This is a genomic window from Pseudomonas putida (assembly GCF_028682635.1).
Taxonomy (GTDB): domain Bacteria; phylum Pseudomonadota; class Gammaproteobacteria; order Pseudomonadales; family Pseudomonadaceae; genus Aquipseudomonas; species Aquipseudomonas putida_AE.
Window position 1 is genome coordinate 1 of the sequence record NZ_JANHLK010000024.1, and the last position, 21,412, is coordinate 21,412.

A 21,412-nucleotide genomic window follows, 5' to 3' on the forward strand; every position below is an offset into this window, starting at 1 on the left:
AGGTTCCTTGCCTTGCATTGAACTTGTATGCGCCCCGATCACATTTGGGAGCTGGGTATTCATAAGTTTATCGCAATACCGCTGTCGATTTGGCCGGTGATCGTTCGACTATAAATGAACCATCCAAATCCAGCGGAGACTACACCATGCGTTTCATGATCATCATCAAGGCCAGCCAGGATTCCGAAGCCGGCATCATGCCCGGCACCGAACTGCTGACCGCCATGGGCAACTACAACGAGGAACTGGCCAAGGCCGGCATCCTCCTCGCCGGCGAAGGCCTGCAACCGAGCAGCAAAGGCGCCCGCGTGCGTTTCTCCGGTGACAAACGCACGGTAATCGACGGCCCCTTCGCCGAAACCAAGGAGCTGATCGCCGGTTTCTGGCTGTGGCAAGTGAAGTCGAAAGAAGAAGCCATCGAATGGGTCAAGCGTTGCCCCAACCCGATGCCAGGCACCGAAGCCGAGATCGAGATTCGCCAGGTATTCGAATTGGAGGATTTCGGCGAAGAGTTGACACCGGAGTTGCGCGAGCAGGAAGAGCGGGCGTTCGGGCAGGGGAAAAAGAGCTGAAGGTTACAGCAAATACCCAGACGCCTCGCGCCTGCAGGTAGCAACCTCTTGCAGGCGCGAGCCTTGCCACCAAAGCGCGCCCCAATACGCCAGCTTCTAATTACTCCCCGCAACCCCCTGATTCGTATCAACCTTTTAGTACACAAAATTAATACGAACCCGCACACAAAACCAAAGAATTAACCCCTTCGACTAGCGAATCGCTGGTTAACTGCTAGCGTCTACAGACATATCCTACAGGCTGATAGGAAAGAGCTTACGCAGTAACGGCCGCCAAGTGCCGAGTCATCCAAATGAGCCACCAAGGAATCGGGGAATCATGTTGAACAAACCGGGGACGCGCGCCTTTTTTTTGGCGACCTTGCTTGCGCCTGTTGTTTGCGCCCAGGCGGATAACGCCGAGACCGCCAACAAAAGCAACAACCCGCTGAATTTCGCCCCGGGCATGAGCGCTCAGGACTACTACACCCCGAAGTACTACGACACCAACATCCATACCAATGACCTGCTGATACGCGGCACCCTGCCGATTGCGCCCAACGACTACATTAGCGTGCCGCAGTTGATACGCGCCACGGCGCCGATCAGTACCCACCCGGACCCGAACAGTGGCTACAGCACCGGCGAAGGTGACCTGAACCTGTTCGATATTTTCCTGGTGAAGACCGAAGGCGTGCAGTTGGGCATCGGCCCGATGATCACCGCCCCCACTGCCGACCAGGACGAGCTCGGTACCGGCAAATGGCAAGCCGGTCTGGCCGCGGTTGCGATCGACTCTTCACCCCGCGGCCTGTTGGGCGCGCTGGTGCAATACCAGAGCTCGTTCGCCGGCGACCACGACCGGCCCAACGTCGAAAGCGCAACGATGCAGCCCTTCATCATCCATAACCTGGAAAAGGGCTGGTACCTGCGCTCCACCGGCATCTGGACCTTCGACCTGAAGAACGACACCCACTACATCCCACTCGGTTTGGGTGGTGGCAAAGTGTGGAAGGACGGGTCCAATATCCTCAACGCCTTCATCGAACCGCAATGGACCGTCGAGAAAAAAGGCGATGGCATGCCGCAATTCACCCTGTTCGTCGGCCTCAACGCCACTTTCGGTAAATAAGGAATCCCCCGCCTATGCACGGTGCTATTCGCGCAGCCGGTTTCAGCCTGATGACGATGTTCGTCAGTTGCGGAGTGGGTGCCCAGGAACTGGACACCCGGATCGGCAAGATCGCCATGGAAGGCGAACTGCCCGCCCATGACGCCATTGCCAAACTCTATGCCGAACTGGACTTCCAGCAGGCGACCCAGAGTTATCTGTGGGCCTTGCCGCTGGTGTCCTACGCACAATGGCAGGAACAATTCCGCGACAAGCTGGGCGCCCACAATGGCGACCTGATGGTGCTCGACAGTTATGAAGACAAGCTTGGCGTCATCACCGCCAACGCCACCACACCCTACATCCTGGGTTTCGTCGATCTGAATGAAACCGGGCCGCTGGTGATCGAACTGCCCCCTGGCCCCACTGCGGGTGGTATTGGCGATTTCTGGCAACGGGCGATCATCGACATGGGCCAGACCGGCCCGGACAAAGGCAAGGGCGGCAAATACCTGGTGCTGCCACCGGGTGCCGAACCACCGGCCGATGCAGGCCAGTATTACCTGGCCAGGTCACAAACCATGAACGTGCTGGTAGGTTTTCGCGTGCTCGACCCCGACCCGGCCAAGGGCAAGGCACTGGTCGAGCAATTCCGGATGTACCCCTACGCCAAGCGTGCGGAGCCCAGCCAGACCAAACTGCTCTCCCCCGGCGGCAAAGCCTGGTCCGGCACCCAGCCACGGGGCATGGCGTACTGGGCGCGCTTGCACCAGATCATCCAGAAAGAACCGGTCAACGAACGTGATCGCTTCTACATGGCCATGCTCGCGAGCCTTGGCATCGAGAAGGGCAAACCGTTCAACCCGACCGATGTCCAGCGCAAGGCCCTGGAACAAGGTGCACAAGTCGGCGAGCTGATTGCCAAGGCCAACACCTTCGCCAAGCGCTTTCCCGGTGCCCAGTACTGGCCGGACCGGCAGTGGGACACGGTGTTGAACATCGCCGACCCTTCCCAGCGCGTCGCTTACTACGACCAACTGTGGGAACGCAGTGCCTGGTTCTACGAGGCGGTCACCAACACCAAGGGCATGGTTTCGAAAACCCCGGGCCTGGGCCAGACCTACCTCGGCGCCTACACCGACGCCAAGGGCAACTGGCTCGACGGTGCCAAGAGCTATCGCCTGCACGTCGGCGCCAACCCGCCGGCCAAGCAGTTCTGGTCGATGACGGTGTATGACATCTACAGCCGCTGCCTGATCGACAACCCGCAGCGCAAGGCCGACCTGTCGTCGCGCCAGGATCTGAAAAAGAACGCCGATGGTTCGGTAGACCTGTACTTCGGCCCCACCCCGCCAAAAGGCTTCGAGAGCAACTGGGTACAAACCCTGCCGGGCAAACACTGGTTCAGTTATTTCCGCCTGTATGCCCCGACCCTGGCCTACTTCGACAAGAGCTGGAAACTCGACGACATCACGGCCGTGGAATGACGCCGCGTGTTCATTAAGGAAGTGTCATGAATAACCGCATTCTGTTATCCGCCCTTGTACTCACCTTGAGCAGCAGTGCCTGGGCCGATTTCACCGCCACCCCGGAAGAAGCCCGGGGCATCGCCAAGGAGGCCTACCTGTACGGTTTCCCGGTGGTGGAGATGTACAAGACCCTCTACACCCAGGCCGTGGACAAGCAGAGCCCGAACTTCAAGGCGCCGTTCAACCAGATCGGCAACACCGCCAAGGCGCTCACCGCCAGGGACACCGCGTTCGTCACGCCGAATGCAGACACCCCCTACTCCTTCGTCTGGATGGACCTGCGCGCCGAGCCGGTGGTGCTGACCCTGCCGCCCATCGAAGAGCATCGCTATTACTCGGTGCAATTGATTGACGCCTACACGCAGAACTTCGCCTACCTGGGCACCCGCAGCACCGGCAACAACGGCGGCCATTTCATGATTGCCGGCCCCAATTGGCAAGGCCGGCAGCCGCTGAACATCGACCGCCTGCTGCGCAGCGAAAGCAACATCGCCTATGCGCTGTATCGCACGCAGTTGTTCGATGACAAGGACCTGGCCAAGGTCAAGCAGATCCAGAAGGGCTACAAGGTTGAAACCCTCAGCCACTACGACAAGCAAAAAGCGCCGCCTGCCGCGCCGAAGGTCGATTGGCCGAAACCCACGCCGACCATGAGCGACACCCCGGACCTGTTTCGATACCTGAATTTCATGCTGTCGTTCGCCCCGCCCCAGGACGTGGAAAAAGACCTGCTCGGGCGTTTCGCGAAAATCGGCATCGAAGCCAGTAAGCGGAGCAAGTCATGATCAAGCCTTACGTAGTGCGCTCGTTGTTAGCGCTGTGCCTGGTCGGCAGTAGTCCGCTGGTGCTCGCAGTCGAGGGTGGCGTTGGCCGGCCAATCACCGGGCAACAAGTGTTTTCCAATGCCGGGATCGTGCCGCCGGAACCGGGCTGGGTGATGTCCCTGACCAGCATCTGGTACGACGGTGATCTCAAGGGCAACTCGCAGATACCGATAGGCGGCGCAATCAGTACCGACCTGGACATGAAGGTGTCCTACACCATGGCCAACTTCACCCATGTCTGGGACACCGGCAAGGGTCGCTGGAACTACGCCTCGGCCATCGGCGTGCCGGTGCAGTACACCGACGTTACCGCGAGCATCACCGGCCCCCGAGGCCGCACCCTGGGCACCGAGGACACGGCCACCCAGTTCGCCGACATGCTGGTAACGCCGATCGCCGCCGGTTATCACTTCGACGAGGTCAACCACATCTCGTTCTCGCTGCCGATCTACGTGCCCACAGGCGCCTACGACGTCGATCGCCTGGCCAACGCCGGACAGAACACCTACACCTTCATGCCCACCGTGGCCTTCACCCATCTCGACGGCAAGGGCGGCGAGTTCACCCTGTCCAGCGGGCTGGAGTTCTATACCGAGAACGACGACACGGATTATCAGAACGGCGATCTCTTCACCCTGGACTTGCTGTGGACCCACGGTTTCGGCAATGGCTGGGCGGCCGGCATGGCGGCCGGTTACATCCAGCAGATCAACGATGACTCCGGGTCGGGCGCCAGCAGTGGCTTTCGCGGGCGTTCGGTCGGTGCCGGCCCGGTGATTGGCTGGACCGGCAAGTTCGCCGATGCCCAGGCCAACTTCAGCCTGCGTTGGGTGCCGGAGTTCGACACCAAGAACCGCCCTGAAGGCAACGGCGTCGCCGCCAACATGACCCTGGCGTTTTTCTAGGAGCAGACATGAGCGCACTCAACGACCTTAACGCCCTGCAAGCGAGCATCGCCGAAGCGGTGCTCGGCCAGGACCAGGTGATCCGGCAGATTCTCGTCGGCCTGCTGGCCAACGGGCACCTGCTGCTGGAAAGCCTGCCGGGGCTGGCCAAGACCCGTACGGTGAAGGCGCTGGCCAAACACCTGGACGCGAAGATGAGTCGCATCCAGTTCACCCCGGACCTGCTGCCGTCGGACATTACCGGCGCCGAGGTGCTGCACCAGGTCGAGGGCAAGAACGAGATCCGCTTCCAGCCGGGGCCGCTGTTCGGCAACCTGATCCTGGCCGACGAAATCAACCGCGCCCCGGCCAAGGTCCAGGCCGCGCTGCTCGAAGCCATGGAAGAACGGCAGATCACCGTGGCCGGCAACAGCCATGCGCTGCCGGAACTGTTCATCGTCGTCGCAACGCAAAACCCCATTGAACAGGAAGGCACCTACCCGCTGCCTGAAGCGCAGATGGACCGCTTCCTGATGAAGGTGCTGCTGGATTACCCGAGCGCGGAAAACGAGAGCCAGGTGCTGCGCCTGCTGCGCGAGGAAGAAGTGGCGTTGGGTGCCAAGACTGCGCCGGTACAAGGCTTCGAGCTGTCCCAGGACGTGATCTTCGCCGCGCGCCGGGAAGTCAGTGCGGTGCATGTGTCCCCCGCCATCGACCGCTACCTGATCGACATCATCAATGCCACCCGCCACCCGGCCGATTACGACGCCGACCTCGGGCGCTGGATCAACATCGGTGCCAGCCCGCGCGGCGGTATCGGCCTGGATCGCTGCGCCCGCGCCGATGCCTGGCTGCAAGGCCAGGACTTCGTCTCGCCGGACAACGTGCGCGCCGTGGTGCACCCGGTGCTGCGCCATCGCCTGCAACTGAGCTACGACGCGGTGGCTGACGGCGTAACGGCCGATCAGGTGCTCGACCGTCTGCTCGACAAAGTCGCGATTGCGGCATGAATGTCGACGGTCTGGTCTATGTCTCTCTGGCGCAATTGATGGCGCTGGAGTTCAAGGCCCGTGACCTGAGTTTTGCTGCCCGCCAACCTCAAGGCAGCATCCTGGCCGGCAACCATGCGTCGCGCCTGCGTGGCCGTGGCCTGAATTTCGATGAATTGCGCCGCTATCAGCCGGGGGACGATTTGCGTCATCTGGACTGGCGGGCGTCGCTGCGCACCGGCAAACCGGTGGTGCGCACCTTTACCGAAGAACGGGACCGCCCGGCGTTGATCGTCGTCGACCAGCGCATGTCGATGTTTTTCGGCTCGCAACGCAGCTTCAAATCCGCCGTCGCCGCCGAACTCGGCGCACTGGCGGCGTGGATGGTCTTCAACGCGGGGGATCGGGTCGGCGGGCTGGTGTTCAACGATCAGCGCATCGACAGCATCGCGCCCCTGCGCAGCCGCAAGCGCATCGAAGCCTTGTGCAGCCGCATCGCCCAGCAGAATCAGGAACTCAACGCGGCCAATGCCGACGCCGAAGGCGAAGACCAGTTGGACAAGGTTTTGCAGCAGTGCCTGGCGCTGGCCGGGCATGATCATCTGATCTGCATCGTCAGCGACTTTGCCGGCGCGGGCGAGCGCACCTTGCAGCTGATGCGGCAGCTGGCGGCGCACAACGATGTGATCGCCATGCAGGTCTACGATCCGCTGGCGCTGAACCTGCCCAGGAACGGCCGCCTGCTGATCACCCAGGGCCAGTTGCAGGTTGAACTGGCGGTGGAGCGTCGCCAGGTGCACCAACCGTTGGGTGATTTCCTCAGCGGTCGACTCAAGGACGTGGCCACGCTGCTGCGACGCAGCCAGGTGCCGTTGATGATGTTCAGCACCGCCACCGAAGCTCACGAACAACTGCGCGCCGAGCTGGGCAAACGAGCGGGAGCACGGCGGTGAACCCGAATGTGCCGAGCATCGAGCAACTCAAGGAAATCGCCCTGCCCGCGCCGGTCAGCTACGCGCCGCAGACCTGGGGTTGGTGGGTGTTGTTGGCTGTGTTGGTGGTGGCGGTTGTGCTGCTGAGCGCGCGGCGCTATGTGCAATGGCGACGTGATAGTTATCGCCGTGAGGCCCTGGTGCGCTTGGCGCAGCTGCAAAAGCGCAGTGACGATCTGAATGCGTTGCGCGAGCTTCCAGAATTGCTCAAACGCACCGCCATCTCCATGCCGAACACATCCCCTGTAGGAACTGGCTTGCCAGCGAAGGGGGCCTTGAGGCGTGCAGTGTTCTGGCGGCCGCCTTCGCTGGCAAGCCAGCTCCTACAGGGTCCCGGTGCGCTTGGGAATGCGGATTGGCAGGCCTTCCTGCAACGGCACAGTAAAGCCCTCCTGCCCGCAGATTTCAGCCAACAGCTTGCACAACTGGCCTATGCACCCGATGCCGTGTTACGCGCCATGCCCAACGAGCAGCGCCAGCAACTGTTCAACACCTGCAAACACTGGGTGGAGCATCATCATGTGGCAGCTTGATTACCCCTGGCTGTTACTGCTTTTGCCCTTGCCATGGCTGGGCTATCGCTTCTTGCCCGATTACCGTGAGGCGCGCAGCGCGGTGCGTGTGCCGTTTTTCGCAGCCATGAGCCGCGCGGTCGGCCAGGCGCCGTGTCAGGCCGGTACGCGCACCAATCACTGGCAGTTGCTGCTGAACCTGTTGGTGTGGGCGCTGTTGCTGCTGGCCGCGTCCCGGCCGGTGTACGTGGAACAACCCATCGAGCGCCAGCAACCGGTGCGCGACCTGATGCTGGCCATCGACATTTCCCAGTCCATGGAGACCACCGATTTCACCGACGCCAACGGCCAGCAGATCAATCGCCTGGCCGCGGTCAAGGAAGTGGTGCATGGCTTTATCGACAAACGCAAAGAGGATCGCCTGGGCCTGATCGTGTTCGGCAGCGGCGCGTACCCGCAAGCGCCCTTGACCCTCGATCACGCCAGCCTGTCGCTGTTGCTGGACGACACCGGCATCGGCATGGCCGGCCCCAACACGGCGATCGGCGATGCCATTGGCCTGAGCCTGAAACTGCTCGATCAGGCTCATGAGCAGGAAAAAGTGCTGATTTTGCTCACCGACGGCAACGACACCAGCAGCGCCATCACCCCGGATCACGCAGCCGAAATGGCCGCGGCCAAAGGCGTGGTGATCCACACCATCGGCATTGGCGACCCCGAGGCTTCCGGTGAAGCCAAGGTCAACTTGCAGGGATTGCAGCAGATCGCCACGGCCACCGGTGGCAAGTTCTTCCGTGCCGAAGACCGCAACGCCCTCGATCAGGTCTACAGCACCCTCGACCAGCTCACCCCGCATCAGGTGAAAACCCTCAGCCATCAACCCAAACGAGATCTGTTCTGGTGGCCGCTCGGGGCGGCGATTGCCCTGCTCGCGCTCTATCACGTGATCGCCATGCTATCTCCTCGATTGTCCATCGCACGCCAGCGGCAGGAGGCCTGAGATGGAGATCAACCTCAGCGACTTCCACTTCCTGCGCCCACTCTGGCTGTTGCTGCTGCCTTTTGCCGCGTTGTTGCCACTGCTCTGGCGCCGCAGCCGCGACTTGCAGCGGCGTTTGCGCGGCAACATCGCCGAACACCTGCTGCCGCACTTGCTGATTACCCCGCAGGATCAGCAATGGCTGCGTCCGGTGCACCTGGTCTGCGCACTGTTGATGATCGGTGCGGTTGCCGCCGCCGGGCCGACCTGGGAACAGGATCGCCCGGACTTCCTGGAGAACCGGGCGCCATTGATCATCGCCGTTGACTTGTCGCCGTCCATGGATGCCAACGACGTACCACCGACCCGTCTGGAAGCCGCGAAACACAAGCTGCATGACCTGATCCAGCGTCGCGCCGGTGCGCGCAATGCTTTGATCGCCTATGCGGGCAGCGCCCATCTGGTGTTGCCGCCGACGGACGATCCGGCCCTGCTCGACACCTTCATCCAGGCGCTGGGCACCGAACTGATCGGCAAACCGGGGAAAAACGTCGGCGCGGTGATCGAGCAGGCCAAGCGTCTGCTGGTAGCGGAAAAAACTCCAGGCACCTTGTTGCTGATCACCGACGGCGCCGACACCTCGGCGCTGGCCGGCCTGGACAAACAACTGGCAGACAGCGCGCTGCAAGTGCTGATCCTCGCGGTCGGCAGCCAAGACGGCGGAATCATCCGCGATGCCAACGGCCAGCCGCGCACCGACAGCAATGGTCGCCCGGCGCTGGGCAGTTTCGATCAGGCCGCCCTCAAGCAACTGGCGTCAGCCCTGGATGCGCCCCTGGGCAGTCTGACACTCAATGACGACGACCTGGATTGGATTGATCTTCACGCCCAGCAACATTTCCAGAGTGCCAGCGATGAACAGCGCGAGCTGCACTGGAAGGATGCCGGTTACTGGTTGTGCTGGCCGCTGTTGTTGCTGGCGTTTTTCAGTGTGCGCAAGGGCTGGAGTGTGAATTGGATGGCCGGTCTTTTATTGGCCATCGGTATCGGCTATCAACCGGCACCGGCACAAGCCAATGCGTTGACCGATGCATTTTTCACCCCGGACCAGCAAGGTCGCTGGGCCTTCGAGCACGAACACTTCCCCCAGGCCGCCGCGCATTTCGTCGACCCGTACTGGAAAGGCATCGCCGCCTACAACGCCGCCGATTTCGACCTGGCCCTGGCCAGTTTCGCGCGCCTGGAAACGCCCCAGGCGTATTTCTACCTGGGCAACATCTACGTGCGCCGCTTCAAGTTCGACCAGGCCATCGCGGCCTACAACCAGGCGCTGAAGTTGCAGCCGCAGTTCCCCGAAGCCACGGCCAACCTGGCCCTGGCCATCGCCCTGCAGAAAGACACCGAAGACGCCGAGAAAAACGCCCCTGAGGTCAAACCCGACGAAATCAAGATGGACAAGGCACCGGGCAAGGGCCAGAGCAAACAGGTGCAAACCGAACAGGCGGCGTCGGATGCCCAGTGGTTGCAGAACCTGACGACATCGCCGGCGAAGTTCCTGAAGCAGAAGTTCAGTTTGCAGGATCAGGTGGGAGGCAGGCCATGATCAGTCTGAGAGACCGTGTCGCCCCGCCCAACTGTAGGAGCTGGCTTGCCAGCGATGGCGCCCGTCCAGTCATCACAAAACTCAGCGCCCTGCTCCTTTGCCTGATCAGCACCACCACCCTCGCCGCCGAACCCGACCTGCGCGTCCAGGCCACCCTGCAACCCGCCGACACCGCCATGGTCGGCAGCCTCGTCGAATTGCGCCTGGACGTACTCACCGACACCTGGTTCACCAGCGCCCCCACCCTGCCCGACCTGAAACTGCCCGGTGCACTGGTGATGCCGTCCGATGGCCACGCCGAGCACCTGAACCAGACGTTCGACGGCAAATCCTTCAACGGCATGCGCTACACCTACCTGATCACGCCAAACCTGGCCCAGGCCTTCGACATCCCACCGCTGACAGTGCGGGTCACCCCGGGCCAAGCCACCAGCGAGCTCAGCGCGCAAAGCCAACCACTGCACTTCACCGCGACGCGACCGCCAGGTTTCCAGCCCGGCGAGCCGGTGCTGGTTGCGCAAGGGCTGCAGTTCAGCCAGAAGATCGTTGATTCGTCCTCGCCGCCCAAAGTTGGCGACAGCCTCACCCGAGAGCTTACGCTTCAGGCTGACGGTGCCCTGGCCATGTCGCTGCCGACACCTTCACTGGGCGATGTCAGCGGTCTGAGCCGATACCCGAAAACCCCGCAAATCAGCAATCTGGACGACGGGCGCGGCAACTTCACCGGCGGCCAGCGCATCGACAGCGTGACCTACCGCATCGACAAACAAGGCCAATACAACCTGCCGGCCATCGAGCTGAAATGGTTTGACGCCAGCAGCCAGCAGACCCGCATCGCCCAGGTCCCGGCCGTAAGCATCGACGCCGCCGCCAACAGCGCTTACAAGCCCGTGTTCTCGATTACCGAAGACCTGAAAAAACTCGGTCAGGGCAATCGCCTGCACCTCTCGGGTGTTGCCCTGAGCCTGCTGGCGTTGCTGTCGGGCGTGATTTTGCTCGCCTGGTTTGCCCGCCCGTATGTGCACCGCGCGCACCTCGCCTGGCAGGCCCGCCGCCGTGCCCGCCACGCGGCGTGGCTGCAATCGCCCGACTACGCCTGGCGCCAGATCCCGGCGCAACTGGATGGCCAACCGCCACAACTGGGCGCCCTGTACCTGTGGACCCGCCGCAGCCGCAACGGCCTGAAGCTGACCGGCTTCGGCCCGCGCCTGCAAGCCTTCCTGCGTGCGTGCTACGGCCGCCAGCCGACCAAGGATCAGGCGCTGCACCAACTCAAGGAATCCTTGACTACGCTGCATAGTCTGGACGAACACAAGCAGGAATCACTCGCTACCGCACTGCGACCACTCAACCCCGTTCACGAGAAGGATGTCCCATGATGAGCTCCGTATCGCTGCGCCAACTGCACGGTTTCCGGTTTCTATTGACCCTTGCCCTGAGCCTGCCATTGCTGGTGCAGGCCGCTGAGCCGTTGCCTTCCTGGAATGATGGTCCGTCAAAAAAGAACATCATCGAATTCGTGCAAGCGGTGACCGATCAGGGCAGCAAGGACTTCGTCAAACCCGAGGACCGTATCGCCGTGTTCGATAACGACGGCACCCTGTGGAGCGAGCAGCCGATGTACTTCGAGTTTCTGTTCGCCCTGGAAGAGGTCAAGCGCACCGCAGCGCAGCACCCGGAGTGGAAAACCACCCAGCCGTTCCAGGCCGTGCTGGAAAACGATCACAAGGCCCTCGCCGCCAGCGGCCTCGACGGCATGATGAAAATCTTCGGTGCGACCCACACCGGCATGACCACCGAAGCCTTCGACGACTACGCCAAGACCTGGCTGACCCAGGCCCGCCATCCGAAAACCGGCAAGCCCTACACCGAGATGATCTTCCAGCCGATGCTGGAAATGCTCGACTACCTGCGCAGCCAGAACTTCAAGACCTACATCGTTTCCGGGGGCGACACCGGCTTCATGCGCGCCTTCGCCGAGAAGGTCTACGGCATCCCGCCCGAGCAGGTGATCGGCACCACATTCGTCACCACGTTTGAGTACAAGGATGGCCAGGCGTCGATCCTGCGCACCCCGAAACTGGCGCACAACGATGACGGGCCGGGCAAACCGGTGAGCATCGACGCCGTGATCGGCCGTCGACCGATTCTCGCCTTCGGCAACTCCGACGGCGACCTGCAGATGCTGCAGTGGACCGCGGCCGGGTCGGGCAAACGATTCATGGGGCTGGTGCACCACACCGACGCCAAACGCGAATGGGCTTATGACCGCCAATCGCAGATCGGTCGGCTGGACAAGGCGCTGGACGAAGCAAACAAACGTGGCTGGACCGTCGTCGACATGGCCGCCGAATGGCGCCGGATCTATCCGTTCGATGCCGCCACAACCGGGCAAGTGCAATAAGAAAGCGTAACGCAGGACTGCAATAAACGTTTGTCGTATTCAAGCGACGCCAATGAGCAAAAAGGAGCAAGTCTTATGACTCGCATACGCAAGTGGCTACCCAAACTCGCCCTGGTCGCGACGTCGGTGATGGCAATCTCGGCAACGGCCGGGGCTGCCGATAAACCCAACATTTTGGTGATTTTTGGCGACGACATCGGCCAGACCAACATCAGTGCCTATTCCATGGGCGTGGTCGGCTACAAGACGCCGAACATCGACCGCATCGCCAAGGAAGGCATGATGTTCACTGACTATTACGCGGAGAACAGTTGCACGGCAGGACGTTCGTCATTCATTACCGGGCAGACGCCTCTGCGTACCGGCTTATCCAAAGTCGGCGTACCGGGTGCACCGGTCGGCCTGCAAAAGCGTGACATCACCATTGCCCAGGCGCTGAAATCCCAGGGCTATGCGACCGGTCAGTTCGGCAAGAACCACTTGGGCGACAAGGATGAATACCTGCCGACCAACCACGGTTTCGACGAGTTCTTCGGCAACCTCTACCACCTCAACGCCGAAGAAGAACCCGAGCGTCCGTACTGGCCCAAGGACGACCCCGAGTTCGTCAAGGCCGTGTCACCCCGGGGCGTGATCCACAGCTTCGCCGACGGCAAGATCGAAGACACCGGTGCGCTGACCACCAAGCGCATGGAAACCATCGACGACGAAACCACGGCGGCGGCGCAAGCGTTCATCGAGAAACAGGCCAAGGCCGACAAGCCGTTCTTCGTCTGGATGAACACCACCCGCATGCACTTGTTCACCCACGTACGCGAGTCGATGAAAGGCCAGAGCGGCATGCCCGGCAACGACTATGCGGACGGCATGCTCGAACATGACGGCGACGTCGGCAAGCTGCTGAAAACCCTCGATGACCTGAAAATCACCGACAACACCATCGTCGTCTACACCACTGACAACGGCCCGAACCAGTTCTCCTGGCCGGACGCCGCGACCACGCCGTTCCGCAACGAGAAGAACTCCAACTGGGAAGGCGCCTACCGGGTTCCAGCCATGATTCGCTGGCCAGGCAAAATCAAACCGGGTGAAGTGTCCAACGAGATGTTCTCGGGCCTGGACTGGTTCCCGACCTTGCTGGCTGCCGTGGGTGAGCCTGACGTAAAAAACAAGCTGCTCAAAGGCTGGGCACCGACTTCGGGCGGTAACAACTTCAAGGTGCACCTGGACGGTTACAACCAGCTGCCTTACCTGACCGGCCAACAGCCTAAAAGCGAGCGCAAGGAGTTCTACTACTTCAACGACGACGGCGTGCTGGTGTCGATGCGCTTCGATAACTGGAAGGCGGTATTCTGCGAGCAGCGCGCACCTGGCGGCTTCAAAGTCTGGAGCGAACCGTTCGTATGCCTGCGCGTACCGAAAATCTTCAACCTGCGGATGGACCCGTACGAAAGGGCCGACATCGTTTCCGACCAATACTACGATTGGACCACCAAGAACGTTTACCTGACTGAAATGGCAGTCATGAAGTCGGCTGCGTTCCTGCAAACGTTCATCGATTACCCACCAAGCCAGAAACCGGCCAGCTTCAGCGTTGACCAGATCCGTGCTGCGGTAGATGCGAAAATTGCTGAAAAAATGAAAGCTGCACAGTAAGACCGCTTGACCGCCGCTCGCCTTCACCGGCGAGCGGACTTATTTTCGACTTGGGACCGCATCGGCCCCTTCGCGAGCAAGCCCGCTCCCACAGGGGGCCGCGTTCCAAATGTGGGAGCGGGCTTGCTCGCGAAAGGGACGGCACAGTCACAGGTGTTCTTGAACCGGAACAAGGCAATCCGCAATGTCCTCACGTGTCGCCAGCAAGTCGTCGGCCATACCCGCCCCCCACGTCGCCTCCCCGGCGCTGTTGATCCCCGCCCTGCTGCTGTTCGTCTCCGGCGCCGCGGCGCTGGTGTACCAGGTGCTGTGGATCAAGCAGCTGTCGCTGGTGGTGGGCGTCGAGGTGTACGCCATCACCACCGGAATCAGCGCATTTTTCGCTGGCTTGGCCCTGGGTGGATTGCTGTTCGGCCGCTGGGCGGACCGCCTGCAGCAACCGGTGCTGCTGTACGCCGGGCTGGAAGTGCTGGTGGCGGTGCTGGGTGTCGGCGCGACCTTCGCCATGAGCGTCGCGGCCAGCCCTTTCGCCTGGCTGGAACAACACATCGGCCTGCTGGCCTGGGTGCTGCCGTTTGTGCTGGTGGGCGTTCCGGCGCTGCTGATGGGCGGTACGTTGCCGGTACTGGTTCGCTCCCTGGCCAGCGACCCGCAGCAGTTGGGCAAGGCCGGCGGCCACCTGTACGCGGCCAACACCGCCGGCGCCATCGCCGGCACGCTGCTCGCTGCGTTCGTGCTGATCGCCACCCTCGGCGTGCGCGGCAGTGCCCTGGCCGCCGCGATACTCAACCTGCTGGCGGCCGCGGGCGCCCTGTGGTTCCAGCGCCATCGTTCGCCCGCCGTTGAGGCACCGGTCAAGCACCACGCCAACAAGGCGCCGGATCGCCTGGCCCTGTGGCTGTACTCGATTGCCGGTGGGGTGGCCCTGGGTTACGAAGTGGTCTGGTCGCAATCCATCGTGCAGTTCATGAGTACCCGCACCTACGCGTTTGCCGTGGTGTTGGCGACCTACCTCACCGGGCTGTTCCTCGGCAGCGCCCTGCTCGCCCGCCGGGTCGATCGCCTGCGCGATCCCTGGGGGGTGTTCGGCCTGCTGATCGCCGGTGCCGGCTTGATCGCCTTGCTGGAAATTGCCCTGCTGGGGCGCTGGCTGGTGCTCGCGCAAAGCGTGGCCGAAGCCTGGGTGTTGTCATGGGGTGCCAGTGAATTGCTGGGCATGAGCGTACGCTTTGCGGTGGCCGCATTGAGCATCGTGTTCGTGCCGACCGTGCTGCTCGGCGCGGCGTTTCCCGTGGCCCTGCGCCTCAGCGTCGGGCGCGAGCATGTCGGGCGAAATGTCGGTGAGGTGGTAGCGTTCAATACCCTGGGCGGCATCGTCGGGGTGATGCTCTGCGGTTTTGTGCTGATCCCGCTGCTAGGGCTGGTACGAACCTTGGGATTGCTGGCGATCATCGCCGCCGGAATCGGCTACTTCGCGGTGCGCAAGGGTCATGGCGTGAAGAAAGGCCGGCGCCAGGGTGTGATCGCGGTCGGCCTGGTCTCGCTGGCGCTGGCGCTGCTGACTCCGGTGGACAAACTGGCCAGCCTGCTGCCCGGCGCGCGCAACGGTACCCTGGCGTTCTACGAGGAAGGACGCGGCGGCACCGTGGCCGTGGTCACCCAGGGCAAGGGCCAGCGGGCGTTCCAGCGCCTGTATATCCAGGGCGTGTCCAATACCGGCGATGCCATGCCTTCGCTGCGCTACATGCGGATTCAGGCGCTGTTGCCGCTGTTGATCCACAACGGCGAACCGCGTTCGGCGCTGGTGATCGGTTTCGGTACGGGCATCACGGCGGGTGCCCTCACCCGCTATCCGGGCCTGGAACACCGGGTGGTCGCCGAGCTGCTGCCTTCGGTGGTCAAGGCGGCGCCCTTGTTCAAGGGCAACTTCAATGCCGCCGCCGATCCGAGTATCGACGTGCGCCTGCGCGACGGTCGCCAGGAACTGCTGCGCAACCCGCAGCCCTACGACCTGATCACCCTGGAACCGCCACCGCCCTCCGCTGCCGGCGTGGTCAACCTGTATTCCCGGGATTTCTATCAACTGGCCGCCAGTCGCCTGCAGAAACAGGGCCTGGTCGCCCAGTGGCTGCCATTGCCCACGCAGAACATCGACGACGCGCGTTCGCTGGTACGCAGCTTTCTGGATGTCTTCCCCTACGCCACGCTGTGGACCAGCGAGTTCCACGAGATGCTGCTGGTGGGCTCGCTGGAACCGATCGAGCTGGATGCCGCGAAAATCAGCCAGCGCTTCCAACAGGAAAGCGTGCGCAGTACCTTGCAGGACGTCGGCATCGGCTCGGCCGCCGCGCTGCTCGCGACCTGGGTGACCGATCGCACCGGCCTTGAGCGCTTCGCCGCTGACGCCCCCGCGGTGACGGACGATCAGCCGCGCATCGAATACGCGCCGTGGGTGCGGGCCAAGGAAATCAGCCGGGTGCTGCCAGCCCTGCTGGACTTGCACGTTGCGCCGCCGCTGGTGAATGCCGATGCCGGGTTCAATGAGCGCATGAATGCTCATCGGCAACGCCTGATGCAGTTTTATCGGGCAAGCCTGCATGCCTATGACGGCGATCGGGATGCCTGGGCCAGGGATGTGCGCGAGGTGATGCGCGGGGATGGCGGGAATCCGTATTTCCGCTGGTTTGTCGGGGAATGACAGATCGCTATCGCGAGCAAGCTCGCTCCCACATTGGAATGCGTTCCCCTGTGGGAGCGGGCTTGCTCGCGAAGGGGCCATCCGCTTCACCAAAACCATCATTTGACACACGCCGCCCTTCCGGCAAAGCTGCCTCGAGCCTCAACGCGCGCCTGACGGCAAACGCACCTGGACTACGGAAGTCGTAATGCCGACACATAAAAATAACGCAGCAAAGCCAAACCCTGATTCGCAACCGAACCTGATCAATCGTTACCTGTTCCCCGTCACCATCGGCATCCTGCTGCTGGCGGTCGCGGGCATCGGCTGGTTCCTGTTCAGCAGCCAACCGGCCCCCGTGCCCCCTGCGCCGGTCAGCGCACCTGTCGCACAGCCCGCCAAACCACAACCGCAACCCATTGCCGTGGCACCGGCGAAAATGGTCGACGAACAACAATGCCAGGGCTGCCACAGCGCCCAGGTCAAGGACTGGCAAGGTTCCCATCACCAATTGGCAATGCAGGAAGCCAACGCCGAGACCATGCTCGGCGACTTCAACAACGTCACTTTCAAAGCCGAAAATGAAACCACCCGGTTCTCGCGCAAGGACGACGGATTCTGGGTCAACACCCCCGGCATCGATGGCAAGAACACCGATTTCAAGGTCGCCTACACCTTTGGCATCGCACCGTTGCAGCAGTACCTGATCGAAGTCGGCGAAGGTCGCTTGCAAGCCCTGGGCATCGCCTGGGATACCGAGAAGCACCGCTGGTTTCATCTCTATCCGGGCCAGGGCGTGACCTTCAAGGACCCGCTGCACTGGAGCAAACCCAGCCAGAACGCCAACTTCATGTGCGTCGAGTGCCACACCACCGGTTACAAACGCAATTTCGATGCCGCGAAAAACACCTTCGACGGCCAGTGGAACAGCCTCGGCGTCGGCTGCCAGGCCTGCCACGGCCCGGCCTCCAATCACCTGGAATGGACGGCGAAAAAGACCGACCTGATCCACGCAGGGTTCGCCGTCGACCTCAAGGACAAGAACGCCACCGTCGAAATCGAAACCTGCGCCCGCTGTCACTCGCGCCGCGCGCCGCTGGGCGATGGCTTCACCGTCGGCAAGCGCCTGATGGATGATTACCTGCCAAGCGCCCTGACCCGCGAGCTGTACGCCCTGGACGGCAAGATCAAGGACGAAGTGTTCGAGCACGGCTCCTTCGCCCAGAGCAAAATGTTCGACAAGGGGGTGCGTTGCAGCAACTGCCACAACCCCCACAGCAGCGAACTCAAGGCACCGGGTAACGGCGTCTGCCTGCAATGCCACAACACCGCCGGCAAGACACCGGTGGCAACCGTCGACGGCAAAGGCCTGCAAGCCAAGAACTACGACTCCATCGAACATACCCGCCACACCATGGGCCAGCCGGGTTCGCAGTGCGTGGATTGCCATATGCCCGGCAAGTTCTACATGGGCAATGACTTTCGGCATGACCACAGTTTCAGCATCCCCAACCCCGAGCGCGCGAAAAAACTCGGCACGCCGGACGCCTGCCTGACCTGCCACCAGGGCAAGGCCAGCGACAAGGTCACCGAGCAGTTCAAGCTCTGGAACACCGCCAACGCCAGCGCCTTGCAAGCCCCACGCTACGATGAAAGCCTGTGGCTGATTCGCAACGGCCAGCCCGGCGCCGCGCAAGCCTTGTACGAGCAACTGCAACGCAGCAACCTGCCGGCGATCCAACGGGCGACGCTGTTGACGGAGTTGCCGCTGTACCCCAGTGAGCAGGCGCTGAAACTGGCGACCAAGGACCTGGCCAACCCGGCACCGCAAGTGCGCGAAAGCGCCATCCGTGCCATTAGCGCATTCCTGCCGCCGCCAGAGCGTGCGCCACTGTTGACGCCCCTGTTGAGCGACCCGGTGAAGGCCGTGCGCATCGCGGCGGCCCGCGATTTGCTCAGCGTCGCCCGCAATGGCCTGGGCAGCGCCCAGGGCAACTGGGAGTCTGCCATCGGCGAATACGAAGCCGTGCAAAAGAGCCTGGCCGAACGCGCCGAAGCCAACCTCAACCTGGCCATGCTGTATCAAGCCAGCGGCCGTAGCGGCGAGGTCGAAGGCTTGTTGCGCACATCACTGCAGCGCGACCCGGACTTCTACCCGGCGCTGGTGACCCTGGTGCAGTGGCTGGAGGCCAATGGTCGCAGCCAGGAAGCCCAGGCGCTGATGGCGCAAAGCCTGAAGGAACACCCGGATGCAGCACTGCTGCAACACACCCAGGGCTTGTCACTGGTGCGCGCCGGCAAAGCCGAACAGGCCATGCCGTTCCTGCGCAAGGCCGCGCAACTGGAGCCGCAGAGTGCGCAGTACGGCTACGTGCTGGCCGTGGCCCTGCATGACAGCGGCAAGGTCGATGCGGCGTGTGAGGAGCTGGAACGGCTGTTGAAAGTGCAGCCTGCCAACCGTAATGCCCGGCTGTCGTTGATCCAGTACTACCTGGATAACGGCCAGGAACCCAAGGCCCAGGTGCTGTTGCAGGGCTGGAAGAAAATGAACATGGGAGATCCGGCGCTGAAGTGATTGGTGGCTGATCCCAAGGCCCCTTCGCGAGCAAGCCCGCTCCCACATTGGATCTGTTCGGGTCACAGATTTTGTGAACTCTGAAGATCAAATGTGGGAGCGGGCTTGCTCGCGAAAACGTCAGCCCTGCCAATGAACAACTTGACTCACCGCCGCCACTTCACGACGCGGCAGAACCGTGGCGCTCTCGGTTTTTTTCGCGAGCAAGCTCGCTCCTGCAGAGGCATATGACTATGAACCGATGCTAATCTTCGTAACAGATTCAGCCATATGTGAAAAAACCATATCAGAGAAATACCCCGCGCATTCACGTCATGCTGGTTCTGATCCGCACAAATGAAATATTCCTGAGCCTGTTTTGTTTTCGCCACGGTTTCTACAGTGCATGGCATTGCAACCGTGGAAGCATTGATCATGAGCACAACAACTATCGGACAGGCTTATAACTACAAGGTGGTCCGCCAATTCATCGTGGCCACCGTGGTCTGGGGCGTCGTGGGGATGGCGATGGGCGTGTGGATCGCCTCGCAACTGGTGTGGCCGCAGATGAACCTGGACTTGCCCTGGACCACATTCGGGCGCTTGCGTCCGTTGCACACCAGCCTGGTGATTTTCGGTTTCGCCGGCAGCGCGCAATTCGCCGCCAGCTATTACGCCGTGCAGCGTACCTGCCAGGTGCGGCTGTTCTCGGACAAACTCGCCGCCTTCACGTTCTGGGGCTGGCAATCGGTGATTGTGGTGATGCTCATCACCTTGCCATTGGGCTACACCACCACCAAGGAATACGCCGAGATCGAATTCTCCGGCGCGGTGTGGATGACCCTGGTCTGGGTCGCCTACGCCATCGTGTTCTTCACCACCGTGGTGCAGCGCAAGACCCGGCACATCTACGTCGGCAACTGGTTCTTCGGCGCGTTCATCGTGGTGATTGCGATGCTGCACGTGGTCAATCACCTGTCGATCCCGGTGGACTGGTTCAAGTCCTACCCGGTGTATTCGGGGGCCACCGACGCCATGGTCCAGTGGTGGTACGGGCACAACGCCGTGGGCTTTTTCCTCACCACCGGCTTCCTCGGGATGATGTATTACTTCGTGCCCAAGCAAGTGGGCCGGCCGGTGTATTCGTATCGTCTGTCGATCGTGCATTTCTGGGCGCTGATCACCCTGTACATCTGGGCCGGCCCTCACCATCTGCACTACACCGCGCTGCCGGACTGGGCGCAGTCGCTGGGCATGGCCATGTCGCTGATCCTGCTGGCACCCAGCTGGGGCGGGATGATCAACGGCATGATGACCCTCTCGGGGGCCTGGCATAAGTTGCGCAACGACCCGATCCTGCGTTTCCTGGTGCTGTCCCTGGCCTTCTACGGCATGTCGACCTTCGAAGGGCCGATGATGGCGATCAAGACGGTCAACGCCCTCTCCCACTACACCGACTGGACCATCGGCCACGTGCACGCCGGTGCCCTCGGCTGGGTGGCGATGATCACCTTCGGCGCGACCTACCACATGGTGCCGAAAGTCTTCGGCCGCGCGCAGATGTTCAGCACACCGCTGATCAACCTGCACTTCTGGCTGGCGACCATCGGCACCGTGCTGTACATCGCCTCGATGTGGGTCAACGGCATCACCCAGGGCCTGATGTGGCGCGCGATCAACGACGACGGCACGCTGACCTATTCCTTCGTCGAGGCCTTGCAGGCCAGCCACCCGGGGTTCGTGGTGCGTTTTGCCGGGGGTGTGCTGTTCCTCACCGGCATGCTGGTGATGGCATACAACCTGTGGCGCACGGTGCGGGTGGCTGACGTGGCGATGGCTGAACGTGAGGCGCAGATAGCCTGATGGCCGAGATCCTGTTGAATATCCTGGGGGTGGTGTTTGGGTGGGTCGCCATCGAGTACTGCCTGCGCCATCAGACGGCTGAAAGCCTGGACGATGCCAGTTTGATTCCGTTTGCCGATGATCCGGAGGTTGCGCGGCGGGTGGAAGCCGCGACGGGCAAGACCATCAATGCGGTGGCGCCGCAAGAGCCTCGAAAGGGTTGGGGAAATCTGGAGGTTTGAGGTGAAGCTGAGGACGCCATCGCTGGCAAGCCAGCTCCTACAGGGACCGTACAACCCGTGTAG

16 protein-coding genes and 1 pseudogene are annotated in these 21,412 nt (G+C 62.1%); all 17 read left to right on the top strand.

Going from position 1 to position 21,412, the window contains the following annotated elements; genetic code table 11:
- Positions 1-146 precede the first annotated feature (146 nt).
- On the top strand, positions 147-572 hold the full coding sequence (locus tag NPS56_RS24040) for a YciI family protein (protein ID WP_274076947.1): 426 nt from the start codon (positions 147-149) through the stop codon (positions 570-572).
- Between the two features lie 319 nt (positions 573-891).
- A complete protein-coding gene (locus NPS56_RS24045) occupies positions 892-1,683 on the top strand; it encodes a hypothetical protein (protein ID WP_274076948.1) in 792 nt (263 codons plus the stop codon).
- Between the two features lie 14 nt (positions 1,684-1,697).
- On the top strand, positions 1,698-3,149 hold the full coding sequence (locus NPS56_RS24050) for a DUF1254 domain-containing protein (RefSeq protein WP_274076949.1): 1,452 nt from the start codon (positions 1,698-1,700) through the stop codon (positions 3,147-3,149).
- A 26-nt stretch (positions 3,150-3,175) separates the two neighbouring features.
- A pseudogene (locus tag NPS56_RS24055) lies at positions 3,176-3,949 on the top strand (DUF1254 domain-containing protein); the annotation flags it as partial.
- Between the two features lie 23 nt (positions 3,950-3,972).
- A complete protein-coding gene (locus NPS56_RS24060; RefSeq protein WP_274076950.1) occupies positions 3,973-4,920 on the top strand; it encodes a SphA family protein in 948 nt (315 codons plus the stop codon).
- 8 nt (positions 4,921-4,928) lie between these two features.
- Positions 4,929-5,909: an AAA family ATPase gene (locus tag NPS56_RS24065; protein ID WP_274076951.1), complete on the top strand. Its 981-nt coding sequence runs from the start codon at positions 4,929-4,931 to the stop codon at positions 5,907-5,909.
- Positions 5,906-6,841: a DUF58 domain-containing protein gene (locus NPS56_RS24070; protein ID WP_274076952.1), complete on the top strand. Its 936-nt coding sequence runs from the start codon at positions 5,906-5,908 to the stop codon at positions 6,839-6,841. Before NPS56_RS24065 ends, NPS56_RS24070 begins: the two co-directional genes overlap by 4 nt.
- Positions 6,838-7,413, top strand: a complete 576-nt coding sequence (locus NPS56_RS24075) for a DUF4381 domain-containing protein (RefSeq protein ID WP_274076953.1) — start codon at positions 6,838-6,840, stop codon at positions 7,411-7,413. Before NPS56_RS24070 ends, NPS56_RS24075 begins: the two co-directional genes overlap by 4 nt.
- Positions 7,400-8,392 (top strand): vWA domain-containing protein, encoded by a 993-nt coding sequence (locus NPS56_RS24080; RefSeq protein ID WP_274076954.1) that lies wholly within the window; start codon positions 7,400-7,402, stop codon positions 8,390-8,392. Before NPS56_RS24075 ends, NPS56_RS24080 begins: the two co-directional genes overlap by 14 nt.
- A 1-nt stretch (position 8,393) precedes the next feature.
- Positions 8,394-9,974, top strand: coding sequence for a VWA domain-containing protein (locus tag NPS56_RS24085; RefSeq protein ID WP_274076955.1), 1,581 nt, complete (start codon positions 8,394-8,396; stop codon positions 9,972-9,974).
- Positions 9,971-11,353 (top strand): hypothetical protein, encoded by a 1,383-nt coding sequence (locus tag NPS56_RS24090; RefSeq protein WP_274076956.1) that lies wholly within the window; start codon positions 9,971-9,973, stop codon positions 11,351-11,353. The genes NPS56_RS24085 and NPS56_RS24090 overlap by 4 nt, the downstream gene beginning before the upstream one ends.
- The gene (locus NPS56_RS24095) at positions 11,350-12,378 is read left to right on the top strand and encodes an HAD family hydrolase (protein WP_274076957.1); all 1,029 of its coding nucleotides are present in this window, start codon (positions 11,350-11,352) and stop codon (positions 12,376-12,378) included. The genes NPS56_RS24090 and NPS56_RS24095 overlap by 4 nt, the downstream gene beginning before the upstream one ends.
- Positions 12,379-12,453: 75 nt before the next feature.
- Positions 12,454-14,034, top strand: a complete 1,581-nt coding sequence (locus NPS56_RS24100; RefSeq protein WP_274076958.1) for an arylsulfatase — start codon at positions 12,454-12,456, stop codon at positions 14,032-14,034.
- Positions 14,035-14,218: 184 nt separating this feature from the next.
- The gene (locus tag NPS56_RS24105; protein ID WP_274076959.1) at positions 14,219-16,732 is read left to right on the top strand and encodes a fused MFS/spermidine synthase; all 2,514 of its coding nucleotides are present in this window, start codon (positions 14,219-14,221) and stop codon (positions 16,730-16,732) included.
- A 187-nt stretch (positions 16,733-16,919) separates the two neighbouring features.
- Entirely contained in the window at positions 16,920-19,286 is a 2,367-nt protein-coding gene (locus NPS56_RS24110) for a tetratricopeptide repeat protein (RefSeq protein WP_274076960.1), read from the top strand.
- A 414-nt stretch (positions 19,287-19,700) separates the two neighbouring features.
- Entirely contained in the window at positions 19,701-21,128 is a 1,428-nt protein-coding gene (gene ccoN, locus NPS56_RS24115) for a cytochrome-c oxidase, cbb3-type subunit I (RefSeq protein ID WP_274076961.1), read from the top strand.
- A complete protein-coding gene (locus NPS56_RS24120; protein WP_274076962.1) occupies positions 21,128-21,349 on the top strand; it encodes a cbb3-type cytochrome c oxidase subunit 3 in 222 nt (73 codons plus the stop codon). The genes ccoN and NPS56_RS24120 overlap by 1 nt, the downstream gene beginning before the upstream one ends.
- The last annotated feature ends 63 nt before the right edge of the window (positions 21,350-21,412 follow it).